The sequence below is a fragment of the Pseudomonas fluorescens genome, assembly GCF_902497995.1.
In the GTDB taxonomy this organism is placed as follows: Bacteria; Pseudomonadota; Gammaproteobacteria; order Pseudomonadales; family Pseudomonadaceae; genus Aquipseudomonas; species Aquipseudomonas fluorescens_BK.
On record NZ_CABVII010000041.1, the window covers coordinates 1 to 24,636 of the forward strand.

Annotated in this window: 19 protein-coding genes; 11 read left to right on the top strand and 8 right to left on the bottom strand. The window is 60.5% G+C overall.

Annotated elements, in window-relative coordinates:
• Positions 1-151 precede the first annotated feature (151 nt).
• Positions 152-1,330 carry a vWA domain-containing protein gene (locus F8N80_RS29615; protein ID WP_150745855.1) on the bottom strand — a complete coding sequence of 393 codons (1,179 nt, stop codon included), beginning with the start codon at positions 1,328-1,330 and terminating at the stop codon, positions 152-154.
• A 21-nt stretch (positions 1,331-1,351) separates the two neighbouring features.
• On the bottom strand, positions 1,352-2,197 hold the full coding sequence (locus F8N80_RS29620) for an AAA family ATPase (protein ID WP_150745854.1): 846 nt from the start codon (positions 2,195-2,197) through the stop codon (positions 1,352-1,354).
• Positions 2,198-2,400: 203 nt separating this feature from the next.
• Between F8N80_RS29620 and F8N80_RS29625 the strand changes: the two genes are divergently transcribed.
• Together F8N80_RS29625 and F8N80_RS29630 are read left to right on the top strand one after the other, a co-directional pair.
• Complete coding sequence (locus tag F8N80_RS29625) at positions 2,401-2,631, top strand: DUF4160 domain-containing protein (RefSeq protein WP_150785265.1); 231 nt, start codon at positions 2,401-2,403, stop codon at positions 2,629-2,631.
• Complete coding sequence (locus F8N80_RS29630; protein ID WP_150745852.1) at positions 2,619-3,122, top strand: DUF2442 domain-containing protein; 504 nt, start codon at positions 2,619-2,621, stop codon at positions 3,120-3,122. Before F8N80_RS29625 ends, F8N80_RS29630 begins: the two co-directional genes overlap by 13 nt.
• Here F8N80_RS29630 and F8N80_RS29635 read toward each other — a convergent pair.
• Positions 3,119-4,225 (bottom strand): DUF748 domain-containing protein, encoded by a 1,107-nt coding sequence (locus tag F8N80_RS29635; RefSeq protein WP_440131199.1) that lies wholly within the window; start codon positions 4,223-4,225, stop codon positions 3,119-3,121. The two genes, F8N80_RS29630 and F8N80_RS29635, sit on opposite strands and share 4 nt — an antisense overlap.
• Before the next feature lie 96 nt (positions 4,226-4,321).
• Here F8N80_RS29635 and cysK point away from each other — a divergent pair, with 96 nt between their 5' ends.
• Both cysK and F8N80_RS29645 read left to right on the top strand, forming a co-directional pair.
• The gene (cysK, locus tag F8N80_RS29640) at positions 4,322-5,296 is read left to right on the top strand and encodes a cysteine synthase A (protein WP_150745850.1); all 975 of its coding nucleotides are present in this window, start codon (positions 4,322-4,324) and stop codon (positions 5,294-5,296) included.
• Between the two features lie 319 nt (positions 5,297-5,615).
• Positions 5,616-6,554, top strand: a complete 939-nt coding sequence (locus tag F8N80_RS29645) for an aspartyl/asparaginyl beta-hydroxylase domain-containing protein (protein WP_150785267.1) — start codon at positions 5,616-5,618, stop codon at positions 6,552-6,554.
• Between the two features lie 23 nt (positions 6,555-6,577).
• On the opposite strand, the gene F8N80_RS29650 is transcribed toward F8N80_RS29645, so the two are convergent.
• From F8N80_RS29650 to F8N80_RS29665, 4 genes are all read right to left on the bottom strand, one after another.
• Positions 6,578-7,519 (bottom strand): LysR family transcriptional regulator, encoded by a 942-nt coding sequence (locus F8N80_RS29650; protein WP_150745848.1) that lies wholly within the window; start codon positions 7,517-7,519, stop codon positions 6,578-6,580.
• A 69-nt stretch (positions 7,520-7,588) separates the two neighbouring features.
• A complete protein-coding gene (locus F8N80_RS29655) occupies positions 7,589-9,118 on the bottom strand; it encodes a tripartite tricarboxylate transporter permease (protein WP_150745847.1) in 1,530 nt (509 codons plus the stop codon).
• A complete protein-coding gene (locus F8N80_RS29660; RefSeq protein ID WP_150745846.1) occupies positions 9,115-9,648 on the bottom strand; it encodes a tripartite tricarboxylate transporter TctB family protein in 534 nt (177 codons plus the stop codon). The genes F8N80_RS29655 and F8N80_RS29660 overlap by 4 nt, the downstream gene beginning before the upstream one ends.
• 53 nt (positions 9,649-9,701) lie before the next feature.
• The gene (locus F8N80_RS29665) at positions 9,702-10,715 is read right to left on the bottom strand and encodes a Bug family tripartite tricarboxylate transporter substrate binding protein (RefSeq protein ID WP_150745845.1); all 1,014 of its coding nucleotides are present in this window, start codon (positions 10,713-10,715) and stop codon (positions 9,702-9,704) included.
• Between the two features lie 350 nt (positions 10,716-11,065).
• Here F8N80_RS29665 and F8N80_RS29670 point away from each other — a divergent pair, with 350 nt between their 5' ends.
• The 5 genes from F8N80_RS29670 (at position 11,066) to F8N80_RS29690 (ending at position 17,468) form a co-directional block, all read left to right on the top strand.
• Positions 11,066-12,022: an amidohydrolase family protein gene (locus F8N80_RS29670; RefSeq protein WP_150745844.1), complete on the top strand. Its 957-nt coding sequence runs from the start codon at positions 11,066-11,068 to the stop codon at positions 12,020-12,022.
• Positions 12,019-13,023: a 4-hydroxythreonine-4-phosphate dehydrogenase PdxA gene (locus tag F8N80_RS29675; protein WP_150745843.1), complete on the top strand. Its 1,005-nt coding sequence runs from the start codon at positions 12,019-12,021 to the stop codon at positions 13,021-13,023. Before F8N80_RS29670 ends, F8N80_RS29675 begins: the two co-directional genes overlap by 4 nt.
• Before the next feature lie 487 nt (positions 13,024-13,510).
• Positions 13,511-14,686: an L-rhamnonate dehydratase gene (locus tag F8N80_RS29680; protein WP_150745842.1), complete on the top strand. Its 1,176-nt coding sequence runs from the start codon at positions 13,511-13,513 to the stop codon at positions 14,684-14,686.
• Positions 14,687-14,739: 53 nt separating this feature from the next.
• Positions 14,740-15,735, top strand: coding sequence for an AraD1 family protein (gene araD1, locus F8N80_RS29685; RefSeq protein WP_150745841.1), 996 nt, complete (start codon positions 14,740-14,742; stop codon positions 15,733-15,735).
• A gap of 152 nt (positions 15,736-15,887) precedes the next feature.
• On the top strand, positions 15,888-17,468 hold the full coding sequence (locus F8N80_RS29690) for an aldehyde dehydrogenase (NADP(+)) (protein WP_150745840.1): 1,581 nt from the start codon (positions 15,888-15,890) through the stop codon (positions 17,466-17,468).
• Between the two features lie 123 nt (positions 17,469-17,591).
• Here F8N80_RS29690 and F8N80_RS29695 read toward each other — a convergent pair whose 3' ends face one another.
• The gene (locus tag F8N80_RS29695) at positions 17,592-18,500 is read right to left on the bottom strand and encodes a DMT family transporter (RefSeq protein WP_150785268.1); all 909 of its coding nucleotides are present in this window, start codon (positions 18,498-18,500) and stop codon (positions 17,592-17,594) included.
• A gap of 130 nt (positions 18,501-18,630) precedes the next feature.
• On the opposite strand from F8N80_RS29695, the gene aceK reads away from it, so the two are divergent.
• Both aceK and hrpA read left to right on the top strand, forming a co-directional pair.
• The gene (gene aceK, locus F8N80_RS29700; protein ID WP_150745834.1) at positions 18,631-20,352 is read left to right on the top strand and encodes a bifunctional isocitrate dehydrogenase kinase/phosphatase; all 1,722 of its coding nucleotides are present in this window, start codon (positions 18,631-18,633) and stop codon (positions 20,350-20,352) included.
• 149 nt (positions 20,353-20,501) lie between these two features.
• Positions 20,502-24,413 carry an ATP-dependent RNA helicase HrpA gene (gene hrpA / locus F8N80_RS29705; RefSeq protein ID WP_150785269.1) on the top strand — a complete coding sequence of 1,304 codons (3,912 nt, stop codon included), beginning with the start codon at positions 20,502-20,504 and terminating at the stop codon, positions 24,411-24,413.
• The last annotated feature ends 223 nt before the right edge of the window (positions 24,414-24,636 follow it).

Below are 24,636 nucleotides of genomic sequence, written 5' to 3' on the forward strand. Positions count from 1 at the left end.
TCGGCGCTTGGGTGAAAGGAGGAGGGGCGAAATCTCCCACGGATCTGTACTGCGTCAACAGTCAGAATCGGGCTTTGTCCCTTCTCCTCCCTTCAAGTCCTAGCATACAAGCGGGCTTGCTCGCGAAGAGGCCCTTACAGGCAATGCATTTCTATTTGGAAAGAAACCTCATCGCCTCTTCCAACCCCCGCAACGTCAGCGGGTACATCTGGTCGTCAATCAGTTCCCGCACAATGTTGGTCGACGAGGTATACCCCCAGGTATCTTTCGGATACGGGTTGATCCAGATGAGTTTCTTGTACTTCTCCTTGAAACGCTGCATCCACAGGTAACCGGCTTCTTCGTTCCAGTGTTCGACGCTACCGCCGGCCTGGGTGATTTCGTAGGGCGCCATGGCGGCGTCGCCGATGAAGATCACTTTGTAGTCGGCGCCGTACTTGTGCAGCAAATCCTGGGTCGAGGTGCGCTCGGAGGTGCGGCGCAGGTTGTTCTTCCACACTGATTCATAAATGAAGTTGTGGAAGTAGAAGTACTCCAGGTGCTTGAACTCGGTCTTGCAAGCCGAGAACAATTCTTCGCAGATCTTCACATGCGCGTCCATCGAGCCGCCGATGTCGAACAGCAGCAACAGCTTGACGGTATTGCGCCGCTCCGGCCGCATCTGGATGTTCAGCAGCCCGGCATCGCGTGCGGTATGGTCGATGGTGCCATCGATGTCCAGCTCTTCCGCCGCACCCTGACGAGCGAATTTGCGCAGCCGGCGCAAAGCGACCTTGATATTGCGCGTGCCCAGTTCCACCGAATCGTCGAGATTCCTGTACTCGCGCTGATCCCAGACCTTGACCGCCTTGCCCTGGCGCTTGCCGGCATCGCCGACCCGAATGCCCTCCGGGTTGAAACCGCCGGAGCCGAACGGGCTGGTGCCGCCGGTGCCGATCCATTTGTTGCCACCGGCATGGCGTTCCTTCTGTTCTTCCAGGCGTTTCTTGAATTCTTCGATCAACTTGTCCAGGCCGCCGAGGGACTGGATCTGCGCGCGCTCTTCATCGCTCAGGGAGCGTTCGAATTCCTTGCGCAACCAGTCTTCCGGGATCAAGGCCTTGAGGTGGTCGTCGAGTTTTTCCAGGCCGTTGAAGTAGGCGCCGAACGCCCGGTCGAACTTGTCGAAATGTTTTTCGTCCTTCACCAGAATCGTCCGGGACAGGTAATAAAACTCGTCCATGTCGGCGAAGGTCACACGCTGTTTCAGCGCGTTGATCAGGTCCAGCAGCTCACGCACCGAGACCGGCACCTTGGCGGCGCGCATTTCATTGAACAGGTTGAGCAGCATGACTATTGCCCTTTGTCGTACTTAGCGAGTGCCGCGACGGCTCATGAACGCCAGACGCTCAAGCAACTGCACGTCCTGTTCGTTCTTCACCAGGGCGCCGGCCAGCGGTGGAATGGCCTTGGTCGGATCGCGCTCGCGCAGCACCGCTTCGCCGATGTTGTCGGCCATCAACAACTTCAGCCAGTCCACCAGTTCGGAGGTCGAGGGCTTCTTCTTCAGGCCCGGTACCTTGCGCACGTCGAAGAACACGTCCAGTGCTTCGCTGACCAGGTCTTTCTTGATGTTCGGGTAGTGCACGTCGACGATCCGCTGCATCGTGACGCGATCCGGGAAGGCGATGTAGTGGAAGAAACAGCGGCGCAGGAACGCATCCGGCAGTTCTTTCTCGTTATTGGAAGTAATGATGATGATCGGACGCTTCTTGGCCTTGATGGTCTCGTCGATCTCGTAAACGTAGAACTCCATCTTGTCGAGTTCTTGCAGCAGGTCGTTCGGGAACTCGATGTCGGCCTTGTCGATCTCGTCGATCAGCAGGATCACCCGCTCTTCGGACTCGAAAGCCTCCCACAGCTTGCCTTTTTTCAGGTAGTTGCGCACGTCGTGGACCCTTTCCGTGCCCAGCTGCGAATCGCGCAGGCGGCTGACCGCGTCGTACTCGTACAGACCCTGATGGGCTTTGGTGGTGGACTTGATGTGCCAGGTGATCAGCCTGGCGCCGAACGACTCGGCCAGTTGCTCGGCGAGCATGGTCTTGCCAGTGCCCGGTTCGCCCTTGACCAGCAGCGGACGCTCCAGGGTGATGGCGGCGTTGACCGCCAGTTTCAGGTCATCGGTGGCGACGTAGGCCTGGGTGCCTTCGAACTTCATCTGCTAATCCTCGAACGGTAACGCCGACCTGAAAGAGGCAGGGCGGGGCGCAATAATGTGTAGTACCCGACTATAACGCGGTGCCCGGTCCACTGTGAACGCAGACGGCTTATTCAGTCTCTGAATGGGGCGTCACATCTTGACTCAGTCTCGGCGGCGGGCCAGTATTGAGCTATCGCCATTTTGGCGATAGCTTGCCCGGCATGTCTACTAAATATCGATTTCGCGATAAGTACCGCATCCAATTGCGCGAGAAGGATCATCCGCCACCTCATGTCCACCTCACGGGTGGCGGGCTGGATGTGATGTTGAGCCTGGAAACCGTCGAAGTGATGATGGGCAAGGCCCCGCCGCTGATTATCAAGGAAGCGCTGGAGTGGGTAAGGGCTAATCAAGTGCAATTGCTGGAGGACTGGAAACGATGTTACCCATGAAACGACCGCGGTTGTCGGCCGTGCAGGCATTGCCGGATTATCGCCTCGCTCTGACCTTTATCGACGGTCAGCGACTGACCCTCGATTTGAGTCGTGACCTGCGCGCCTATCCAGGCTTGCAGCCATTGCTGGAGTCTGGCGCTTTCGAAGGTGCAACCCTGGGCGATGATGGCTGGAGCGTCGAATGGCCTGAACTGGACATCCAGATTGGCGCCGACACTCTTTATCTGGATGCTCTTGCACAAAACGCCTCGGACGAAAACACCCGGATCTTCATCGACTGGCGCGCTCGCACGGGTTTCCCGCTGAATAAGGCGGCCGAAGCGCTAGGGGTCAGCGCCCGTAGCATCACGCGATACAGCAGTGGCCGTGAAGCAGTGCCCCGGTCATTGGCGTTGGCCTGCCTGGGGTGGGACTACTTGCAGCAACGCTCGAATCCGGCACGGGCGGCCGAAGAAACCGGTCGCTATACCGTCACGCGCAAACCTTAACCCTCATCCGGCTTCGGCCGTTCATACCGTGCATTGAATGCCTGAATGAAACCGTTACGTAAAATCTGCAAAAACGCCTGAAACGCGCTGATATCCTGCCGATGCACATTGCCGCGCAGCTCCACGCGGGTCGCAAACTGATTCTTGCCCTGGTTTTTCAACACGGTTTCGGAGCCGCCGACGATGGCCTCCCAGATGGAACGGAAAATCCCTTTGTCCTTGTTCTCCACATCCTGCTGCCAATTGAACACGTCCACATCCTTCAACAGCGGTTTGATGTAACCCGTCAATTTTGCCTTTTTGGCCTGCGCTTCAATCACCACATCCCCATGGCCGGCGTTGAAATCGAACTTGCCATAGGCCGAAGCGAAGTCGTTCATGCGCTTGAGTTCGATGCCCCTTGCCCGTAACCGGAATTGGAAGTCTTCGAAATTGCTCAGCGGGTCGAAGGTTGCGGTGGTTTCCAAGGGCGCGTGTCCCAGTAACAACGCCTTGCCTTCGAAGCGAGCGTCGCGTTTTCCTTCGGTGTCGACCACGTTGGTCAGGTTATAGATACTGGCGTCGACTTGGGTAGCGTTCATGTTGACGGGTGGTTTTGAATTGAAATTTCGAAAGCTGATCTTGCCGTCATTGATGCGCACTTCGTTCAGGGTGATCGGCAGCAATTTGCCCAGTTCCGCCCGCCAGTCGGTGCCCTGGCCGGTCTGGGAGTTTTGCTTGTTGGCGCCGCCGTCGACGAAGTTCACTTCGGGCTTGATGAACTGCACCTCGGCCACCACCGCGTGGTCATGCCAGAGCGAGTGCCAACTGACGGAGAGGTCGATCAGCGGCGCGTTGACGAAGGGCACCGGGACCTTGCCGTCGACCTTGACGATTTTCAGCCCGTTGATTTTATAGGCGCCGCGCCACAGGGCCAGGTCCACATCGACGATCTGGCCACGGTAGTCGCCCATGTCCGCCAGCTTGTCGTTCAGGTAGTTGCGCACCATGTAGGGCAGGGCGAAATGCAGGGCAATCAGCAGCACAACCAGGCCGGCTAGAGTCCACAGGGGCCAACGGTATCTGCGTTTCATGATGGCAAATCTCTGGCGATGTAAAGCCATTGACTGTTGTTGTAACCGGACGTTCGACTGACTGGACGACCACCGGCAACAGGCATACCTTGGAGGGCTTATTCAACGCTGTACAAGGACCCAGCCATGAGCCGTATTTTCGCTGACAACGCCCATTCCATCGGCAATACGCCGCTGGTGCAGATCAACCGCATCGCCCCGCGCGGCGTGACCATCCTGGCCAAGATCGAAGGGCGCAACCCGGGTTATTCGGTCAAGTGCCGGATCGGCGCGAACATGATCTGGGACGCCGAAAGCACCGGCAAACTCAAAGCTGGCATGACCATCGTCGAGCCGACCTCCGGCAATACCGGTATTGGCCTCGCGTTTGTTGCCGCGGCGCGTGGTTACAAGTTGGTGCTGACCATGCCGGCCTCCATGAGTATCGAACGACGCAAAGTGCTCAAGGCGCTCGGCGCCGAGCTGGTCTTGACCGAACCGGCCAAGGGCATGAAGGGAGCGATCGAGAAAGCAGCTGAAATTGTGGCCAGCGCCCCGTCGTCCTATTTCATGCCCGCGCAGTTCGACAACCCGGCCAACCCGGCCATTCACGAGAAAACCACCGGCCCGGAAATCTGGAACGATACCGATGGTGCGGTCGACGTCGTGGTGGCTGGCGTCGGAACGGGTGGAACCATTACCGGGGTTTCGCGGTATATCAAGAATACCCAGGGCAAACCGATCATTTCGGTGGCCGTGGAGCCGGTGTCATCGCCGGTCATCACTCAGGCGCTGGCCGGGGAAGAGATCAAGCCAAGCCCGCACAAGATCCAGGGTATCGGGGCCGGTTTCGTGCCGAAGAATCTGGACCTGTCGATGGTCGATCGGGTTGAGCTGGTCAGCGATGAAGAGTCCAAGGCCATGGCCCTGCGTTTGATGCAGGAAGAAGGGATTCTATGCGGGATCTCCTCTGGTGCGGCGATGGCTGTAGCGGTCCGACTGGCGGAAACCCCGGAAATGCAGGGCAAGACCGTCGTGGTGATCCTGCCCGATTCCGGCGAGCGCTACCTGTCGAGCATGCTGTTCAGTGATCTGTTTACCGAGCAGGAGAATCAGCAATAACTGAAAAAATCCAAAGATCGCAGGCTGCGCCAATCCGGTTTTCCAAGGGGGTTGGTGCAAAGGCGATTCTGTAGCAGCAGCCGCAGGTTCGGGCCGCGTTCGGACGATCTTCTGATCTTGTTTTTGATCCTGTGAACGGGTGATGGCTCAGGTCAGCCCCCGTTCAGGAGCCTTGTGTTAGAAGTGCTTTGTTGCACATTTCTCAACACTGAATGTTGAGTCATGCGGTTTTTTCCTGTGGCCGGTAATGTTTATCATGCCGGCTGCCACGTCGGGTAAATGGCGTTGTGCAGAGTTGTCGACGATCAAGGAGTTGCTGATGAGCTTTTCCCTTGCCGCGAAGGCGTCGCTGTTGCTGCTGTTTCTGGGCAGTACCCTTTATGTGCATTTGCGCGGCAAGGCGCGATTGCCGGTCCTGCGTCAGTTCGTCAACCACTCGGCCCTGTTCGCCCCCTACAACGCCTTGATGTACCTGTTCTCCAGCGTACCGTCCAGACCTTATCTGGATCGCGGCAACTTTCCCGAACTGGATGTACTCAAGGACAACTGGGAAGTCATCCGCGACGAAGCGATGCACCTGTTCGACGAGGGCTACATCCGCGCTGCCGAGAAGAACAACGATGCCGGTTTCGGCTCGTTCTTCAAGAAGGGCTGGAAGCGTTTCTATCTCAAGTGGTACGACAAACCACTGCCCTCGGCACAAACCCTGTGCCCGAAAACCGTGGCCCTGCTCAGCGGCATTCCCAACGTCAAAGGCGCCATGTTCGCCTTGCTGCCAGGCGGCAGTCACCTCAACCCGCACCGCGACCCGTTTGCCGGCTCCCTGCGTTATCACTTGGGTTTGTCGACGCCGAACTCCGACGACTGCCGCATTTTCGTTGACGGTCAGATTTACGCCTGGCGTGATGGCGAGGACGTGATGTTCGACGAGACCTATGTGCACTGGGTCAAGAATGAAACGGAAATGACCCGGGTCATCCTGTTCTGCGATGTCGAACGCCCGCTGAGCAACCGCTTCATGACCCGCATCAACCGTTGGGTCAGTGGTTTTCTCGGCCGCGCCACCGCACCGCAGAACCTGGATGACGAACGTGTTGGCGGGATCAATCAGGCTTATGCCTGGAGCAAGAACTTCAGCGACAGGTTCAGTGGTGTGATCAAACAGTGGAAGCGTCGCAACCCCAAGGCCTACCGCGTACTGCGGCCGGTGCTGGCGGTCGTGGTATTGGCGTTGTTGGGGTATTGGTTGTTGGGTTGATTGGCATGCGCTCCGGGCCTTTTTTACTTGGCCAGCGCATGTTCCGCCCGCACGGAATTCATGAACGCCTGCATCGCCGACGATTGAATGCGATGACGCCGGGTGATCAACCCATAAGGGGGCAGCCGTGCTTCGAACTTGATCGGCAACACGGCCAGCAGATCCCGGCCAGGATAGTCCTCGACCACCGACACCGGTGTCACACCGAGCATGTCGGTCTGCTGGATCAATGACAGCAAGGTCATGATCGAGGTGGTTTCGACAATGCTGCTGGGGATATCGACCCGTGCATTGTGGAACACCTGATTGATGATCGAGCGCATCGGGCTTGGATGCTGTTGCAGCACCCAGGTCATGTTCTGCAGTTCCGCCCAGCTCAATTGCTTTTCTTTCGCCAGGGGATTTTGCGCACCGGCAATCACGCAGAGCGCTTCTTCACCCAAGCTGTCGAACAGCAACTCCTCGGCCCGCGCACCCGCCGGAATCCGGCCCAGCACGATATCCAGTTGATCCTGCAACAGCGCCTGCACCAGCACGTCGCTGGTATCGACCTGGATGCTCATGGATAACCGCGGATGGCTTTGTTTCAAAGTGGCGATGGTTCGAGTCAACAGCCCAGAAGCCAGCGCCGGAATCGCCCCGACGGCGACCCGCCCAAGGTTGCCGGATTCGAGTGCAACCAGTTCTTCACGCATGCCGCTGAGTTCGGCGAACACCATGCGTGCGTAATACGTGACGGTTTCCCCGAATGGGGTAGGACGCATGCCCCGGGGCAGCCGCTCGAAGAGCTCCACACCCAGCAAGTCCTCGGCTTCGTGCAGCATCTTGGTCGCCGCCGGTTGCGTCATGCCGATGTGGTCGGCGGCGCGGCGCAACGATCCGAATTCCTGCAACGCCAGCATCAGCCGTAGCTGACGCAGACGCAATCGACTGTGGATCACATTGGCAACGGGAATTCGGGTCATGGCCGCGCTCGCGAAAAAGGACTGCGGCAAGCCTGACAACAAATGTCAGGCGTTGCCAGCATTGCTGTGTCACAGCACCGATTTTGGCTTGGCGACCTGGGGTTTGCGCAGGCCCGTCAGGGTTTGCAGCGCCTTGGAAATCAGTGGCCAGAACAGCATCAGCAGCGCTGCCGTGGTCAGGCCGCCCACCAACGGGTTCGACCAGAAGATCCCGATGTGACCGTCGGAGAACAGCATCGACTGACGGAAAGCATCTTCAGCCTTGTCCCCCAGTACCGCTGCCAAAACCAGCGGTGCGATCGGGTAACCGAGTTTCTTGAACAGATACCCCAGCGCCCCGAAGCCGAGCATCAGCACCACGTCGAAGAACGAGTTGTGCACCGAGTAGGCACCGATGGCGCAGACCATGATGATGATCGGCGCAATGATCGAGAAAGGAATGCGCAGGATCGAAGCGAACAGCGGCACGGTGGCCAGCACCACTATCAGACTCACCACGTTGCCCAGGTACATGCTCGCGATCAGGCCCCAGACGAAGTCATGTTGCTCGACGAACAGCGTCGGGCCAGGGTGCAGGCCCCAGATCATCAACCCGCCGAGCATCACGGCGGCGGTGGCCGAACCCGGAATGCCCAGGGTCAACATCGGCAGCAGCGCGCTGGTGCCGGCTGCATGGTCGGCGGTTTCCGGAGCGATCACGCCTTCGAGTTCACCCTTGCCGAAGTTCTCGCGGTTCTTCGAGAAGCGTCGCGCCAGGCTGTAGCTCATGAACGATGCCGCAGTCGGCCCGCCAGGCGTGATGCCCATCCAGCAGCCGACCAGGGTGCTGCGCACAATGGTCCACCAGTAACGTGGCAATTTGGCCCAGGTGCGCAGGATCACCATGGGCGTGATGCGTGCATGCTCGCCACGGAACACCAGGCCTTCCTCGACCGTGCAGAGGATTTCGCCAATGCCGAACAGGCCGATAACCGCCACTTCGAAGCTGATGCCGGTCATCAGGGTCGGCTGGTCGAAGGTCAGGCGCAGGTTGCCCGAAACCGTGTCCATGCCGACCGCGGCCATGGCGAAACCGATCATCATCGCCACCACGGTTTTCAGCGGTGGATTCTTGCTCATGCCGATGAACGTGCAGAACGCCAGCAGGTAGACCGCGAAGAACTCCGGCGAACTGAAGGACATGGCGAATTCGGCAATCCGCGTCGACAGGAACGTCAGCAACAACACCCCGGCCAGCGCACCGATCAGCGCCGAACTGAAGGCGGCGGTCAGTGCTTCGGCGGCGCGGCCTTCGCGGGCCATCGGGTAGCCGTCGAAGGTGGTCGCCACCGATGAGGGCTCGCCGGGTATGTTGAACAGGATCGAGGTGATCGAGCCGCCGAACAGCGCGCCCCAATACATGCACGACAACAGGATGATCGCCGACACCGGCGACATGGTAAACGTCAGCGGCAGCAGCAACGCTACGCCATTGGGGGCGCCGAGGCCGGGCAATACGCCGACCAGAATGCCCAGCAGCACGCCGATCACCATCAGGCCGATATGGCCGGGGGTCAGGATCAGGTTCATGCCTTGCAGCAGGGAATCGAACTCGCTCATTTGAAATGTCTCCCGGCCAGGGCAATCCAGTCGCCTAGAGGGCCGGCATCCAGCGGGACCTTGAACCACAGTGCGAAAATCAGGTAGCTGGCGAGGACTGCACCGAGGGAGATAGTCGCGATCATCAACTTGCCATAGGGTTTGACGCGGGTTTTGTCATGCCACATGAACCAGGCGATGAAGCAGGCCGAGGCCACATAGATACCGGTGAACGGCATGGCCGCGACGAACAGCGCAATCGGGATGAACACCGACAGCACTTGCCTGAACGCATTGCGGCTGACGAATGAGATGCTCATCGCTTTCCAGCGCACCAGGGTCAATACGCCGTTGCCCACACTCGCTGCGCTCAACAGCAGGCCGATGTAAAAGGGGAAGTAACCCGGCTCTGGGCCGGAATCGCCCCAGCCGATACCCTGTTCGACGCTGCCGTACATCACCACCACGCCGATCAGCGTGGTGAAGAGTGTCAGACCGAGTTCGACCCAGCGGGTACCGACCAGCGCCGGTGAATCCGAAGATTGGGACATGAAAACACCTCCAGCAGGGGACGGCCGTGCGCAGGCGGACGGCCGCAGGCAACTCAGTTTTTCAGCCAGCCGGCTTCTTTGAACACCGGGGTAACGCGAGCGGTGTCTTTCTCAATGTAGGCGGTCAGTGGCTCGCCTTCGAGGAACGTCGGCACCAGCGCATTCTGCTTGACGTAGGCCTTGAACTCCGGCGTCTCGGTGACTTTGCGCATCAGCTCGACATAGAACGCGCGCTGTTCGGCGGTGACTTCGCCGGGCATGAACACGGTGCGCGGGAAGCGGTACTGGTCGATGCCCAGGCCCTGTTCGTGGCAGGTCGGAACGTCGGCCCAGGCTTTATCGCCGGCGACTTTTTCGGTGTAGCTCATGCGTTCCTTACTGAACACGCAGAGCGGCTCGACCTGGTCGCCACGCCATTGGCTGATGCTTTCGCTGGGATTGTTGACGTTGGCGGCGATGTGTTTGCCGGCCAGTTGGGTCGCGGCCTCACTGCCGCTCTTGAACGGGATGTACACCAGTTTGCTGTTGTTGGTCTGGTTCAGCAGCAGGGTCAGGGTCTGGTCGACATCCTTGGACTGGCTGCCGCCCATGCGCAGTTTCGACGGGTCGGACTTGGCCGCTTCGTAGAAGCCCTTGGCATCTTTCCACGGTGCGCCTTTGTAGCTCCAGAGAATGAAGTCATCCTCGGCCACGGCCGCTACCGGGGTCAGTTCCTGCCATTGATAACCGAGCTTGGACACCAGCGGCAACAGGTAGATGTTGTTGGTGCCGATCACCAGTTTTTCCGGATCGCCCTTGTTCATTTTCAGGTCGAGAAAGGCTTCGGCGCCATTGCCGCCGCCCTTGTTCAGGACGATGGTATTGACGTCGAGGAACTTGTGGGTGGTGATGATCGACTGGATCAGGCGACCGAGCTGGTCGGTACCGCCACCGGGGCCACCGGCGACGACGATTTCGACGTTCTTGTCCGGTTGCCAGGCGTGCGCCAGAGCCGGGAGGATCCCTGCGGCGACCAGTGTGCAACCAAGAGCCAGACGGGACGTGCGACGGACGAATGCATTTCGCATGGAAGGGCCTCGTTTTTGTAGTTGTTATGAGTGACTTGTCGGTGATGAAAGTTGCAAGCCTGGAGTGAGTGTGGGAAGACGCCGCGTCCGCGTCTAGTCAAAACAATACATACGCCGATAGCCTGGGGTTATAGGTCGCCACGATCTAAATCGCCTATCTCGCCAGGAGTAGTGCGCCAGAGCCATTTCAGTGGAGAGTCGGCATAGGCGCAATACCCCGCAAGCCACTTGAAAGCAGGGTTTGACATAACCCAAGGCTATCGCCTTATTTCAAGTTTTGATTGGACGGTTATCACTGTGCCTTCGATAGTGCTCGTCAGTACCGATCATCAACCTCGACGAGGTGCCTTATGGGTGAGCTGTGGAGTGGACCGATCATCGACGCCCATCATCAATTCTGGGACCCGTCGATCAATGCCCATCCCTGGTTGGCGCCCGAGGCCGATATCCCGTTTCGCTACGGTGACTACAGTGCGCTCAAGCGTCGCTATTTTCCCGAGGATTACTTCGCCGATGCCGGTCCTCATGACGTGGTGAAGACGGTCTATATCGAGACCGAATGGGATCCACAAGACCCCATTGGCGAAACCCGCTTCATCGAACAACTGGCCGCCCGTTACGGCGTCCCGAATGCAATCGTGGCACAAGCCTGGCTGAACCATCCCGACGCCATCGCGGTGATGACCGAGCAAGCGAGCTACAAGTGCGTGCGCAGCGTTCGCCACAAACCCGGTGGCCCGACCGCGCCGGCCCAGGTAGGCCATATGCGCAGCCTGATGAGCGACGAGCATTGGCGGCGCAGTTATGCTGCACTGCAAGGATTGGGGTTGCATTTCGATTTGCAGACACCCTGGTGGAACCTGCACGAAGCCGAACGGCTGGCCCGGGACTTTCCCGGCACTACGCTGATTCTCAACCATGCCGGGTTGCCGAATGACCGCAGTGCCGAGGGCCTGGCGGGCTGGCGCCTGGCGATGGCGCGGCTGGCCGAATGGCCGAACGTGCAGGTGAAAATCTCCGGCCTTGGTCAGCGCGGCCAGGCATGGCGCGCCAAAGACAATGCCTGGATCGTGCGCGAAGTGATCGCGATCTACGGTCCCGGTCGAGTGATGTTCGCCAGCAACTTTCCAGTGGACGGCCTGTGCGGCTCATTCAATGACATCTACAACGGTTTCAAATCCATCGTTGCTGATCTGCCGCGGGCCGATCAGGAGCGACTGTTCTATAGCAACGCGCAACGGGTTTATCGTTGCGAGCCTGGCGCCATCGACCGGACAGGGCCAGAACCCTTGAGGAGTGAAGCATGAACAAGACAACCATCGCCATGGTCCTGGGTGACCCGGCGGGCATCGGCCCGGAACTGATCGCACGCTTGCTCGGCGAGCCCGACGTGCGCAGCCAGGCCAATGTGATTCTGATTGCCGACGAGGCGGAAATGCGCCGTGGCATGCGCATCGCCGGGACAGAATTTCCGTATCGTCGCGTGGAGTCTCTGGACCAGCTGGATTTTCGCGATGACACGCCGCTGTTCTATGATTTTCGTGGCGACACCCTCGGCGAATTTGCGCGCAGTGAAGCCAGTGTCATCGGCGGCCGCTACAGCCTCGACACCCTGGAAAAGGCCTTGCGCCTGACCGAAGCCGGCTCTACCGACGCGGTACTGTTCGGGCCGTTGAACAAAACCTCGTTGCACATGGCCGGCATGGCCCATAGCGACGAACTGCACTGGTTCGCCGAGCTGCTGGATTTCCACGGGCCGTTCTGCGAATTCAACGTGCTCGACAACCTCTGGACTTCCCGGGTGACGTCCCACGTCGCCCTGGCCGATGTGCCGGGCATGCTCACCCAGGCGCGGGTGGTGGAGGCGATCCAACTGATCGACACTGCGCTCAAGCGCAACGGCCTGGAGAAACCGCGCATCGGTGTGTGTGGGTTGAATCCGCACAACGGCGATAACGGCTCGTTCGGGCGCGAAGAGCTGGACATCATTGGCCCGGCAGTTCGCTCGGCTCAGGCGTTGGGGATTGCGGCTGAAGGACCCTATCCCGGCGATACGATTTTCCTCAAGGTGCAGGGCGATGCCAGTGCCTTCGACGCGGTGGTGACCATGTACCACGACCAGGGACAGATCGCGATCAAGCTGATGGGTTTCTCCCGTGGCGTGACAGTACAGGGCGGGTTGCCGATCCCGATTACCACGCCGGCCCACGGCACTGCGTTCGATATCGCGGGGCAGGGCAAGGCGAATGTCGGGGCGATTCGCCAGGCGTTCGAGATTGCGTGCCGGATGGGTGCCAACAGCTACTGACGCTAATCTGTAAAACAACACAACCCCAATGTGGGAGCGGGCTTGCTCCGGGCGGCGTTCCGACGAAGAAGCCGTGTCAGTCGACATTAATGCCACCTGACACACCGCCTTCGTCGGAACGCCGCCCGGAGCAAGCCCGCTCCCACAGGGATTGATGGTATTGCTCGATTTTTGTGATCAACGCAAAACCTTGTGGGAGCTGGCTTGCCAGCGAAGACGGTCTGACAGACACACGTGAGGTGACTGTCAGACCGCTTTTCGCTGGCAAGCCAGCTCCTTTTTTTGTCTTGAAGCCTGATAACCCGATCTACCGGATAACCGGTTTTTGCTATCACCCCTGGTTATCGATGGATGTGCATAAGTGATTATCCGTCCTCCCGCGTGCTGGCTAAAGTCGCTCCATCGAATGCCCGGACCGGCCCACACGAGCGGCTCCGCGCAGCGACCCGACAACTACAAAAAGCCGGCAGCGCAAGGAACTGTATTCATGAAAATCAAAGCCATCCGTACCCGCGTTTTCGAGTGGAAAGGCAAAGTCGTTCCCCCTCAGGCGCACTTCTGCACCAACGCCAGCGACATCCTGTTCGAGCGCGGCGACGCCATGGGCTCGTTCCGTTTCCACGGCTGGCTGGTGGTGGAAGTCGAGACCGACACCGGTCTTGTCGGTATCGGTAACTGCGCCTTGGCGCCGCGTGTGGCCAAGGAAATCATCGACACCTACCTGGCACCGATCGCCATTGGCGAAGACCCGTTCGACAACGAATACATCTGGCAGAAAATGTACCGCCAGAGCCACGCCTGGGGCCGCAAAGGCATCGGCATGGCGGCGATCTCGGCGATCGACATCGCCATCTGGGACATCATGGGCAAGGCAGTGAACAAGCCAGTGTTCAAACTGCTCGGCGGGCGGACCAAGGAAAAGATCTGGACCTATGCCTCCAAGCTCTACGCCAACGACAACCTCGACCTGTTCCTCGAAGAAGCGCAGGGCTATCTGAACCAGGGCTTCACCGCGCTGAAAATGCGTTTCGGCTATGGTCCGAAAGATGGCCCGGCGGGCATGCGCAAGAACATCGAACAAGTGCGGGCGCTGCGTGAACTGGCCGGCCCGGACATCGACATCATGCTCGAATGCTACATGGGCTGGACCCTGGAATACGCCCGTCGCATGTTGCCCAAACTTGCCGAGTTCGAGCCACGCTGGCTGGAAGAGCCGGTGATCGCCGACGACATCGAGGGCTACATCGAGCTGAAAAAAATGGGGATCATGCCGATCTCCGGCGGCGAGCATGAATTCACCTCCTACGGCTTCAAGGACCTGCTGGAGCGCCGCGCGATCGACGTGATCCAGTACGACACCAACCGCGTCGGCGGCATCACCGCCGCGCGCAAGATCAACGCCATGGCCGAAGCCTGGTCGGTGCCGGTGATCCCGCACGCCGGGCAGATGCACAACTACCACCTGACCATGTCCACCACCGCCTCGCCGATGGCCGAGTTCTTTCCGGTGTTCGATGTCGAGGTCGGCAACGAACTCTTTTACTACGTGTTCAAGGGCGAGCCACAACCGGTCAATGGCTATATCCAGCTCGACGACAACAAGCCGGGTCTGGGCCTGGAAATCTCCGATGAGTATTTGAGCGACTTCAACATCATCGAGTGACCTTGAGGCGCCGTTTTGAACGGCGCCATCCACGACTTTCTGGAGGGCCGGACATGCGCCTGATTCAATTTGAAAACACTGCCGGGGAGCGCCAGGTCGGTCTCGTCGAGGGTTCCCAGGTCCAGGTAGTGCGCGACACCCGCAGCACCCGTGAACTGGCACTCGCGGCGATCCGCGCCCAGCGCAGCCTGCAAGACGAAGTCGCCTTGCGCGGCACCGAGCCGGGCCCGGATTACGCGCAACTGTTGCAACAGGGCAACGTGCTGCCGCCGCTGGACCATGAAGACCCGGCCCATTGCCTGATCAGTGGGACTGGCCTGACCCATTTGGGCAGCGCCTCGGCGCGGGACAAGATGCACCAGCAGGACGGTGCGGTCGAAGCCGGTATGACCGACACCATGCGCATATTCAAGTGGGGCCTGGAGGGCGGCAAACCCGCGGCCGGTCAAGTCGGTGCGCAGCCGGAATGGTTCTACAAGGGTGACGGCAGCATCGTCGTGCGCCCCGGCGCGGACTTCCCCGTGCCGCCGTTTGCCGAGGATGCTGGCGAAGAGCCGGAGTTGACCGGTCTCTACGTGATCGGCGACGACGGCCAGCCCTATCGGGTCGGTTTTGCCCTGGGCAACGAGTTCTCCGACCATGTGATGGAGCGACGCAATTACCTGTACCTCGCCCATTCGAAACTGCGTTGCTGTGCCTACGGCCCGGAGCTGCGGGTCGGTGAACTGCCCAGGCACCTCGCGGGCACCAGCCGCATCACGCGCAACGGTGAAACCCTCTGGGAAAAGGAATTTCTCAGCGGCGAAGACAACATGTGCCACAGCCTGGCCAACCTCGAATTCCACCACTTCAAATACGCGCAGTTCCTGCGTCCGGGCGATGTCCATGTGCATTACTTCGGCACCGCCACGCTGTCGTTTGCCGACGGGGTGAAAACCCAGCCGGGGGATCGCTTCCAGATCAGCCTCGATGAGTTCGGCGCACCGTTGGAAAACGGCATCGGCGAAAGCGCCCAGCCGTTGGCCATCGGCCAGGTGCGCACGCTCTAAAAGCAAGGGATCGGGAAACACCGACGAACCTGGAGCTGGCTTGCCAGCGATTGGCCTTCAAGCCTTGTGCCGTTCTGGTGGACGCTGTCGCCAGCAAGCCGGCTCCTACAGGTCGCATACCCGTTTCTACACAGTCGATCAGGAAACGCCTCATGACCACGCTACTCGGACACAATTACATCGACGGCCGGCGCAGCGCCGACGGCACCCTGCAGCTGCAAAGCCTCGACGCAACCAGCGGTGAGCCACTGCCCGGCAGCTTCTTCCAGGCGACCGAAGCCGAAGTGGATGCCGCCGCCAACGCTGCCGCGGCCGCGTACCCGATCTACCGCAACCTCAGCGCGGAAAAACGTGCGCAGTTCCTCGACGCCATCGCCGATGAAATCGATGCCTTGGGCGATGATTTCGTCGCCACCGTGTGCCGTGAAACGGCGTTGCCGGCCGGGCGCATTCAAGGAGAGCGCGGGCGCACCAGCGGCCAGATGCGCCTGTTCGCCAAGGTCCTGCGCCGTGGTGATTTTTATGGCGCGCGCATCGATCGGGCGCTACCGGATCGTCAGCCGTTGCCGCGTCCGGATCTGCGGCAGTACCGCATCGCTCTGGGACCGGTCGCGGTGTTCGGCGCGAGTAACTTTCCGCTGGCATTTTCCACCGCCGGCGGTGATACCGCGTCCGCGCTGGCCGCCGGTTGCCCGGTGGTGTTCAAGGCCCACAGCGGCCACATGGCGACCGCCGAATGGGTGGCGGATGCGATCATCCGCGCCGCCGAGCGTACTGAAATGCCGGCCGGCGTGTTCAATATGATCTACGGCGGTGGCGTTGGTGAATGGCTGGTCAAGCATCCGGCGATCCAGGCCGTGGGCTTCACCGGTTCGCTCAAGGGCGGTAATGCACTGAGCCAGATGGCCGCGACACGGCCGCAGCCGATCCCGGTATTTGCGGAGATGTCGAGCATCAACCCGGTGTTCCTGCTGCCCGAAGCTCTCGCGGTGCGTGGCGAACAAATCGCCGCACAACTGGCCGGTTCGGTGACCCTGGGTTGTGGTCAGTTTTGCACCAATCCGGGCCTGGTAATCGGCCTGCGCTCTCCACAGTTCAGCACCTTTGTCGAAACATTTTGCGCGAGCATGAACCAGCAACCGCCACAAACCATGCTCAATGCCGGCGCGCTGGTCAGCTACAGCAAAGGCCTGGGCGAGCTGCATGAACATCCGGGGCTGACGCATCTGGCGGGCAAGCCGCAACAGGGCAATCAGGCTCATCCGCAGGTGTTCCAGGCGGATGTCAGTCTGTTGCTCAAGGGCGATGGACTGCTGCAGGAAGAGGTTTTCGGACCGACCACCATCATCGTTGAAGTCGAGGATCGGGTACAGCTCACGGCGGCGCTGCAGGGCCTGCGCGGGCAACTGACGGCGACGCTGATCGGCGAGGCCGGGGAGCTGCTGGAGTATCGCTGGCTGGCGGAGTTACTGCAGGAAAAGGTCGGGCGGATTCTGCTCAATGGGTATCCGACCGGGGTCGAGGTCTGCGATGCAATGGTGCATGGCGGGCCGTACCCGGCGACGTCGGATTCGCGCGGGACATCGGTCGGCACCCTGGCGATCGACCGTTTCCTGCGGCCGGTGTGCTTCCAGAATTATCCGGATGCGTTGTTGCCGCAGGCGTTGCAGGACGCTAATCCGTTGGGGATTCGGCGGTTGGTGGATGGGGAGGTGAGTGACAAGGCGCTGTAATTGTTGGTGTCTGGGCCTCCGCCTTCGCGAGCAAGCCCGCTCCCACACTTGATCTGTGTCGCAACGAAGATCCAATGTGGGAGCGGGCTTGCTCGCGAAGGCGTCATCAGCAACACTACAAAACTATCGGGCTGCGACCTCAGAGGCCTTCACCACACCCGGCTTCAACACCAACCACAACGCCGCCGCAATCAACACCCCGCCATATATGTGCGCCATCGACAACGGCTCATCCAGTAACAACGCCCCCCACAACACCCCGAACGGCGGAATCAGGAAGGTCGTGGTCATCGACTTCACCGGCCCGACCGAGCTGAGCAGGCGGAAGTAAATAATGTACGCCAATGCGGTACATACCAGCCCCAACCCCAGCAACGACAGCCAGACACTCCAGCCGCCCCAGCTCGCCGGTGGCTGACTGATCACGCTGTAGCCAAACAGCGGCAGCAACAACAAGGTCGCGCCCAGCATGCTGCCCAGGGCCGAAAGACGACTGTCGAGACCGCCGGCCTGATCAAGCCAGCGGCGAGCGAGGAACCCGGCAAAACCGTAGCAGGTGGTGGCGAGCAGGCAGGCGAGGGCGCCCATCAACAGGTCCAGGTCAAACGCCACCGGACCGGCCCGGGTCAGGATGCCGACGCCGAACAGGCCGAGGAACACCCCGCCCAGCTTGGCGGCCGTGAGTTTTTCACTGAAGAACAGGCCGCCGATCAACACCCCCATCAGCGGCGTCGTGGCATTGAAAATCGCCGAGTAACCGGCCGGCAGCACTTGGGCGGCGACGGAGTAAAGGGTCGCTGGAATCCCGGAGTTGATCATCCCCAGCAGCATCACCGTCTTGAGTTTGCCTTTGAAGTCCCAGCTGATGCGCATCAGGCCCAGGATCACCAGCAGCCCGACTGCTGCAATCGACACGCGGAAAAAAGCCGTGGGAACCGTGCCGATCACGGGGGCGATGATGCGCATGAACAGGAAGCTCGCCCCCCAAATGGCGGCAAGTGCCAGCAAACGCAGAGTATCGACGGGGTTCACAGCGGTTTCCTTCCATGATTGGCGCGCAAGTGTCGCGCCAGTCCGGGCACAAGGCAATGGTTGCGTTGCGTCACACAGGACCACTAAGCTCAGGCTCCAACGATAAGCACCAGCCGCCGAGGTTTTATCTATGCCGCAGCATTGGCCAGCCGCCGACATCGCCCGAATGATCCTCGACGGCTTTGACGATTACCGCGAGCATTTCCGTCAGATCACTGACGGCGCCCGAGCCCGTTTCGAACAGGCCAAGTGGCAGGAGGCGCAAATCGCGTCGGCTGCGCGGATCAATCTGTACGAAGAAAAAGTAGGCGAAACCGTGGCGCGACTGCGCACCTCCTTCGAAGCCGACACGCTGATGGACGACAGTTGCTGGCCGCTGGTCAAGAGCGCTTACATCACGCTGATCGACCTGCGCTTCGACGATGAGTTGTCCGAGACCTGGTACAACTCGATTTTCTGCGGGCTGTTCAGCCATGATCTGATCAGCGATGGCTGCATGTTCATCCACACCACCCGGCCAAGCCTGCGCCGGGCGCGTGCCGCGCAAACCCGCACCTATAAACCTCAAGGTCAGCTAGCCGGCATGCTCGCCAGTGTTTTCGCCGATTACCGTTTCAGCGAGGATTACGCCGACCTGCCCGGCGACCTGCGCCGCCTCGAAGGGCAATTGCGCGAGAGCCTGCCAGACTGGGTGTGCAAGGACCCGGAGTTGAGCGTAGAACTGTTTTCCTCGGTGCTTTACCGCAACAAGGGGGCGTACCTGGTGGGGCGCATCTACACCCAGGACGAGCAGTGGCCCTTGGTGATTCCGCTGCTGCACCGCGAAGGCCGCGGGATTCAGATCGATGCGTTGATCACCGATGAAGCGGACGTGTCGATCATCTTCTCCTTCACCCGCTCGTATTTCATGGTGGATGTGCCGGTGCCGGCGGAATTCATCGGTTTCCTCAAACGCATCCTGCCGGGCAAGCATATCGCCGAGTTGTACACTTCGATCGGCTTCTACAAACACGGCAAATCCGAGTTCTACCGGGCACTGATCAATCACCTGGCCAACACCGATGATCAGTTCATCATGGCGCCCGGCGTACGCGGCATGGTCATGAGCGTGTTCACCCTGCCGGGTTTCACTACCGTATTCAAGATCATCAAGGACCGCTTCTCGCCGTCGAAAAACGTCGACCGCGCCACGGTGTTCGAGAAGTACCGTCTGGTGAAAAGCGTCGACCGGGTCGGGCGCATGGCCGATACCCAGGAATTTGCCGACTTTCGTTTCCCGTTGAGCAAGTTCGAGCCGGCGTGCCTGGAAGAGTTGCTCGAAGTGGCCGCGTCCACGGTGTCGGTGGAAGACGACACGGTGCTGATTCGCCACTGCTGGACCGAGCGGCGGATGACGCCGCTGAACCTGTACCTGGAACACGCCAACCCGGCGCAGGTGCGCGAGGCACTGGAAGATTACGGTCTGGCGATCAAGCAACTGGCGGCGGCGAACATCTTTCCAGGCGACATGCTGCTCAAAAACTTTGGCGTCACCCGTCACGGCCGAGTGGTGTTCTATGACTATGACGAAATCTGTTTCCTGACCGAGGCCAACTTCCGCCATATCCCGCAACCGCGTACTCCGGAAGACGAAATGGCCTCCGAGCCGTGGTATTCGATCGGGCCGCTGGATGTGTTTCCCGAGGAGTTTCCGCCGTTTCTGTTTGCCGATTCCGGGCAGCGCAAATTGTTCGATCAGTTGCATGGCGAGCTGTACAACGCCGATTACTGGAAAAGCCTGCAGGAGGCGATTCGCGCTGGCAAAGTGATTGATGTGTTCCCGTACCGCCGCAAAGGTCGCGATAACGAGTAAGGCTCATTGACGTCTTCGCGGGCAAGCCCGCTCCCACAGGTTATGCGTAGTCCCTGTGGGAGCGAGCTTGCTCGCGATCGGCCGCGCAGCGGTCGTAAAATCTGCGACAATCCGCCCCCTGCGCCACTAGACGACTTATTGCGTACCTGATGACTGACGAATCGCCTTCCATCGACAAACTGCTGAAAAACCTCGATCACGCCATGCTCGCCGACCGCCACCGGCTGCGGCGGCAGTTGCTCGAGCTGCGCAAGAAACCCGACGAGGCCAGGCTGGCCCAGTGGGCCGCGCGCCTGCAAGCCTCCTGCGATCAGGTGCTGGCGCGGCGTGCCAGCCTGCCGGTGGTGCGTTACGACGACAGCCTGCCGATCGCCGCCAAGCGCGATGAAATCAAGGCAGCGCTGCTCAAGCATCAGGTGCTGATCATCGCTGGCGAAACCGGTTCGGGTAAGACCACCCAGTTGCCGAAGATCTGCCTGGAAATCGGTCGCGGCCAGCATGGCCTGATCGGCCACACCCAACCCCGCAGGATCGCAGCGCGTAGCGTGGCCAGTCGGGTCGCCGAAGAATTGGGCACGCCGTTGGGCGCGCTGGTCGGCTATCAGGTGCGGTTCGAGGATCAGAGCGATTCCAACACCCTGATCAAGCTGATGACCGACGGCATCCTGCTGGCGGAAACCCAGAACGACCGCTACCTCGAACGCTACGACACGATCATCGTCGACGAAGCCCACGAACGCAGCCTGAACATCGACTTCCTGCTCGGTTACCTGAAAACCCTGCTGCCGCGCCGTCCGGACCTGAAAGTCATCATCACTTCGGCGACCATCGACCTGGAGCGCTTTTCCAAGCACTTCGACGACGCGCCGATCGTCGAAGTCTCCGGCCGCACCTTCCCGGTGGACACCTGGTATCGCCCGCTGACCCTGGAGCAGGACGAGGAGGGCAACCGCGTCGAGGATGACTTGACGGTGGATCAGGCCATCCTGGCGACCCTCGACGAAATCGCCGCATTCGAACGCAGCGAGCGCAAGAGCCCGGGCGATGTGCTGGTATTCCTGCCCGGCGAACGGGAGATTCGCGATGCCGCCGACATGTTGCGCAAGGCCCAGCTCAAGCACACCGAAATCCTGCCGCTGTATGCACGGTTGTCGCCGGCCGAGCAGCAACGGATTTTCCAGTCGCACCCAGGCCGTCGCGTGGTGCTGGCGACCAACGTCGCTGAAACCTCGCTGACGGTGCCGGGCATCCGTTACGTGATCGACAGCGGCACCGCGCGCATCAGTCGCTACAGCTATCGGGCCAAGGTCCAGCGCCTGCCCATCGAAGCCATTTCCCAGGCCAGCGCCAACCAGCGCAAGGGTCGTTGCGGGCGGGTCGAGCCGGGCATCTGCGTGCGGCTGTTCAGCGAAGAGGACTTTATCGGTCGTCCGGAATTTACCGATCCGGAGATCCTGCGCACCAACCTGGCGGCGGTGATTCTGCAGATGCTGCACCTGCGCCTGGGCGAGATCACCGATTTCCCGTTTATCGAGCCGCCGGATGGCAAGGCCATCAGCGACGGTTTCAACCTGCTGCAAGAACTCTCGGCAGTGGATCGCAACAGCCAGTTGACCCCGCTCGGTCGTCAACTGGCGAGACTGCCGGTGGACCCGCGCATGGGCCGCATGCTGCTGGAAGCGGCGAAACTCGGCAGCTTGCAGGAAGTGCTGATCGTCGCCAGCGCCATGTCGATCCAGGACCCGCGCGAGCGTCCGCCGGAGCGTCAGCAAGCGGCGGATCAGGCCCACGCGCAATGGAAAGACGTCGACTCGGACTTCGCCGGGCTGGTCAATCTGTGGCGTGGTTTTGAAGAGCAGCGCCAGGCCCTGACGGCGAGTCCGTTGCGCAACTGGTGCCGCAAGAATTTCCTCAATTATCTGCGCCTGCGCGAGTGGCGCGATTCTCACCGGCAGTTGAGCCTGATCTGCCGCGACATGCAGCTGAGCCTCAATAAAGAGCCGGCGGATTACCCGAAACTGCACAAAGCCGTGCTCTCGGGCCTGCTCAGCCAGATCGGTCAGAAAACCGAAGACGGCGATTACCTCGGTGCCCGTCAGCGACGCTTCTGGATTCACCCGTCATCCGGGCTGGGTAAAAAGCGCCCGCAATGGCTGATGACCGCCGAACTGGTGGAAACCACCAAGCTCTATGCGCGGATGGTGGCCAAGATCGATGCCGACTGGATCGAGCCGCTCGCCGGGCACCTGATCAAGAAAAACCACTTCGAACCCCATTGGGAGAAGAAGCGCGGCCAGGTCGTGGCCTTTGAACAGATCACCCTGTTCGGCTTGATCGTGGTCGGTCGCCGGCCGGTGCACTACGGACCGATCGATCCTGCGACGTCACGTGAGTTGTTCATTCGTGAGGGCTTGGTGCGTGGCGAGATTCAGTCGAAAGCCAAATGCCTGACGGCCAACAAACAACTGTTGGAACAGCTCGACGAACTCGAAGCCAAGGCGCGTCGCCGCGACATTCTGGCGGACGAAGAAACCCTGTTCGCCTTCTACGACGCGCGACTGCCGGCCGAGATCCACCAGACCGCGACCTTCGACAGCTGGTACCGGGTCAACAGCCAGAAAGACCCGCAGTTGCTGATCATGCGCGAAGAAGACGTATTGGCTCGCGAAGCCAGCGAGGTCACCGCCGCGCATTACCCGGACACCTTGCACATCGGCGACCTGGAGCTGGCCCTGAGTTATCACTTCGAGCCCAACCATCCCCGCGACGGCGTGACCCTGCGGGTGCCGGCGCCGCTGTTGCCGATGTTGCCGCCGGAGCGCCTGGAGTGGCTGGTGCCGGGCGTGATCGAGGCCAAGTGCATTGCGCTGGTGCGCAACCTGCCCAAGGCCCTGCGCAAGAACTTCGTGCCGGTGCCGGACTTCGTCAAAGCCGCGCTACAGCGCATGACCTTCGCCGAGGGCTCGTTACCCCAGGCATTGGGTCGTGAATTGCTGCGCATGACGGGGGCGCGGGTCAGCGATGAAGCCTGGGCCGAAGCGTCGCAGCAGGTCGAAAGCCATCTGCGGATGAACCTGGAAATCGTCGACGGCCAGGGCAAGTTTCTCGGTGAGGGGCGGGACCTGGGCGAGTTGACCGCGCGCTTTGCCGAGGCCAGCCAGGCCGCGTTGGCCGTGCCGCAAACTGCGAAAAGCCAGCAACCGGTGGAGGCGAAAGTCTTTGCCGCCGTCGCTGAGAAAACCCAGCAGAAGATTGCCGGCCTGTCGATGACGGTCTATCCGGCGCTGGTGGAAGAGAGCGGCACGGTCAAGGAAGGGCGTTTTTCCACGCCGGCCGAAGCCGAATTCCAGCATCGCCGGGCCTTGCAGCGTTTGCTGATGCAGCAACTGGCGGAACCGGCGAAGTTCCTGCGCGGCAAGTTGCCGGGGCTGACCGAGCTGGGTCTGATGTACCGCGACATGGGGCGTATCGACAGCCTGGTGGAAGACATCCTGCTGGCGAGTCTCGACAGCTGCATCCTCGACGGCGAAGACCCGCTGCCGCGTGATGGCGCCGCACTGGCGGCGCTGGCCGAGCGCAAGCGCGGCGGCTGGACCGAGCACGCCGAGCGGTTGGCGAAGCTGACGCTGGAGATTCTCAAGCTCTGGCACGGTCTGCAAAAACGTTTCAAGGGTAAGATCGACCTGGCGCAAGCCGTGGCCCTGAACGATATCAAGCAGCAGCTCAGCCATCTGGTGTATCCGGGGTTCGTGCGTGAAACCCCGATGCAATGGCTCAAGGAACTGCCGCGCTACCTCAAGGCCATCGAGCAGCGCTTCGAAAAACTCGGCGCTCAGGTGCAGAAGGACCGGGTCTGGAGCGGCGAGTTGTCCGGGCTCTGGGCTCAATACCAGACCCGCGCCAACAAGCACGCCCAGGAAGGCAAGCGCGATCCGCAGCTGGAGCTGTATCGCTGGTGGCTGGAGGAATACCGGGTTTCGTTGTTCGCCCAGCAATTGGGGACCAAGGTGCCGATCTCCGACAAGCGCCTGAACAAGCAATGGACCCAGGTCGAACCCTAAAGGCTTTTTGTAGGAGTCAGGCTTGCCGGCGAAGGCGATCATAAGGACGCCTTCGCCGGCAAGCCTGGCTCCTACGGTAATGCGTTGTGTCTGCGGTAGGGGGTTGCTCCAGCAAATAGGGCCAAACCCCAAGGTTTATGGCAAACTTCGCGCCTATAAACGCCGGCCCCGCGGTTTTGAGCCTTTACGGTCGCGGGCGGGTCGGAATAAAGCGATGCCAGGT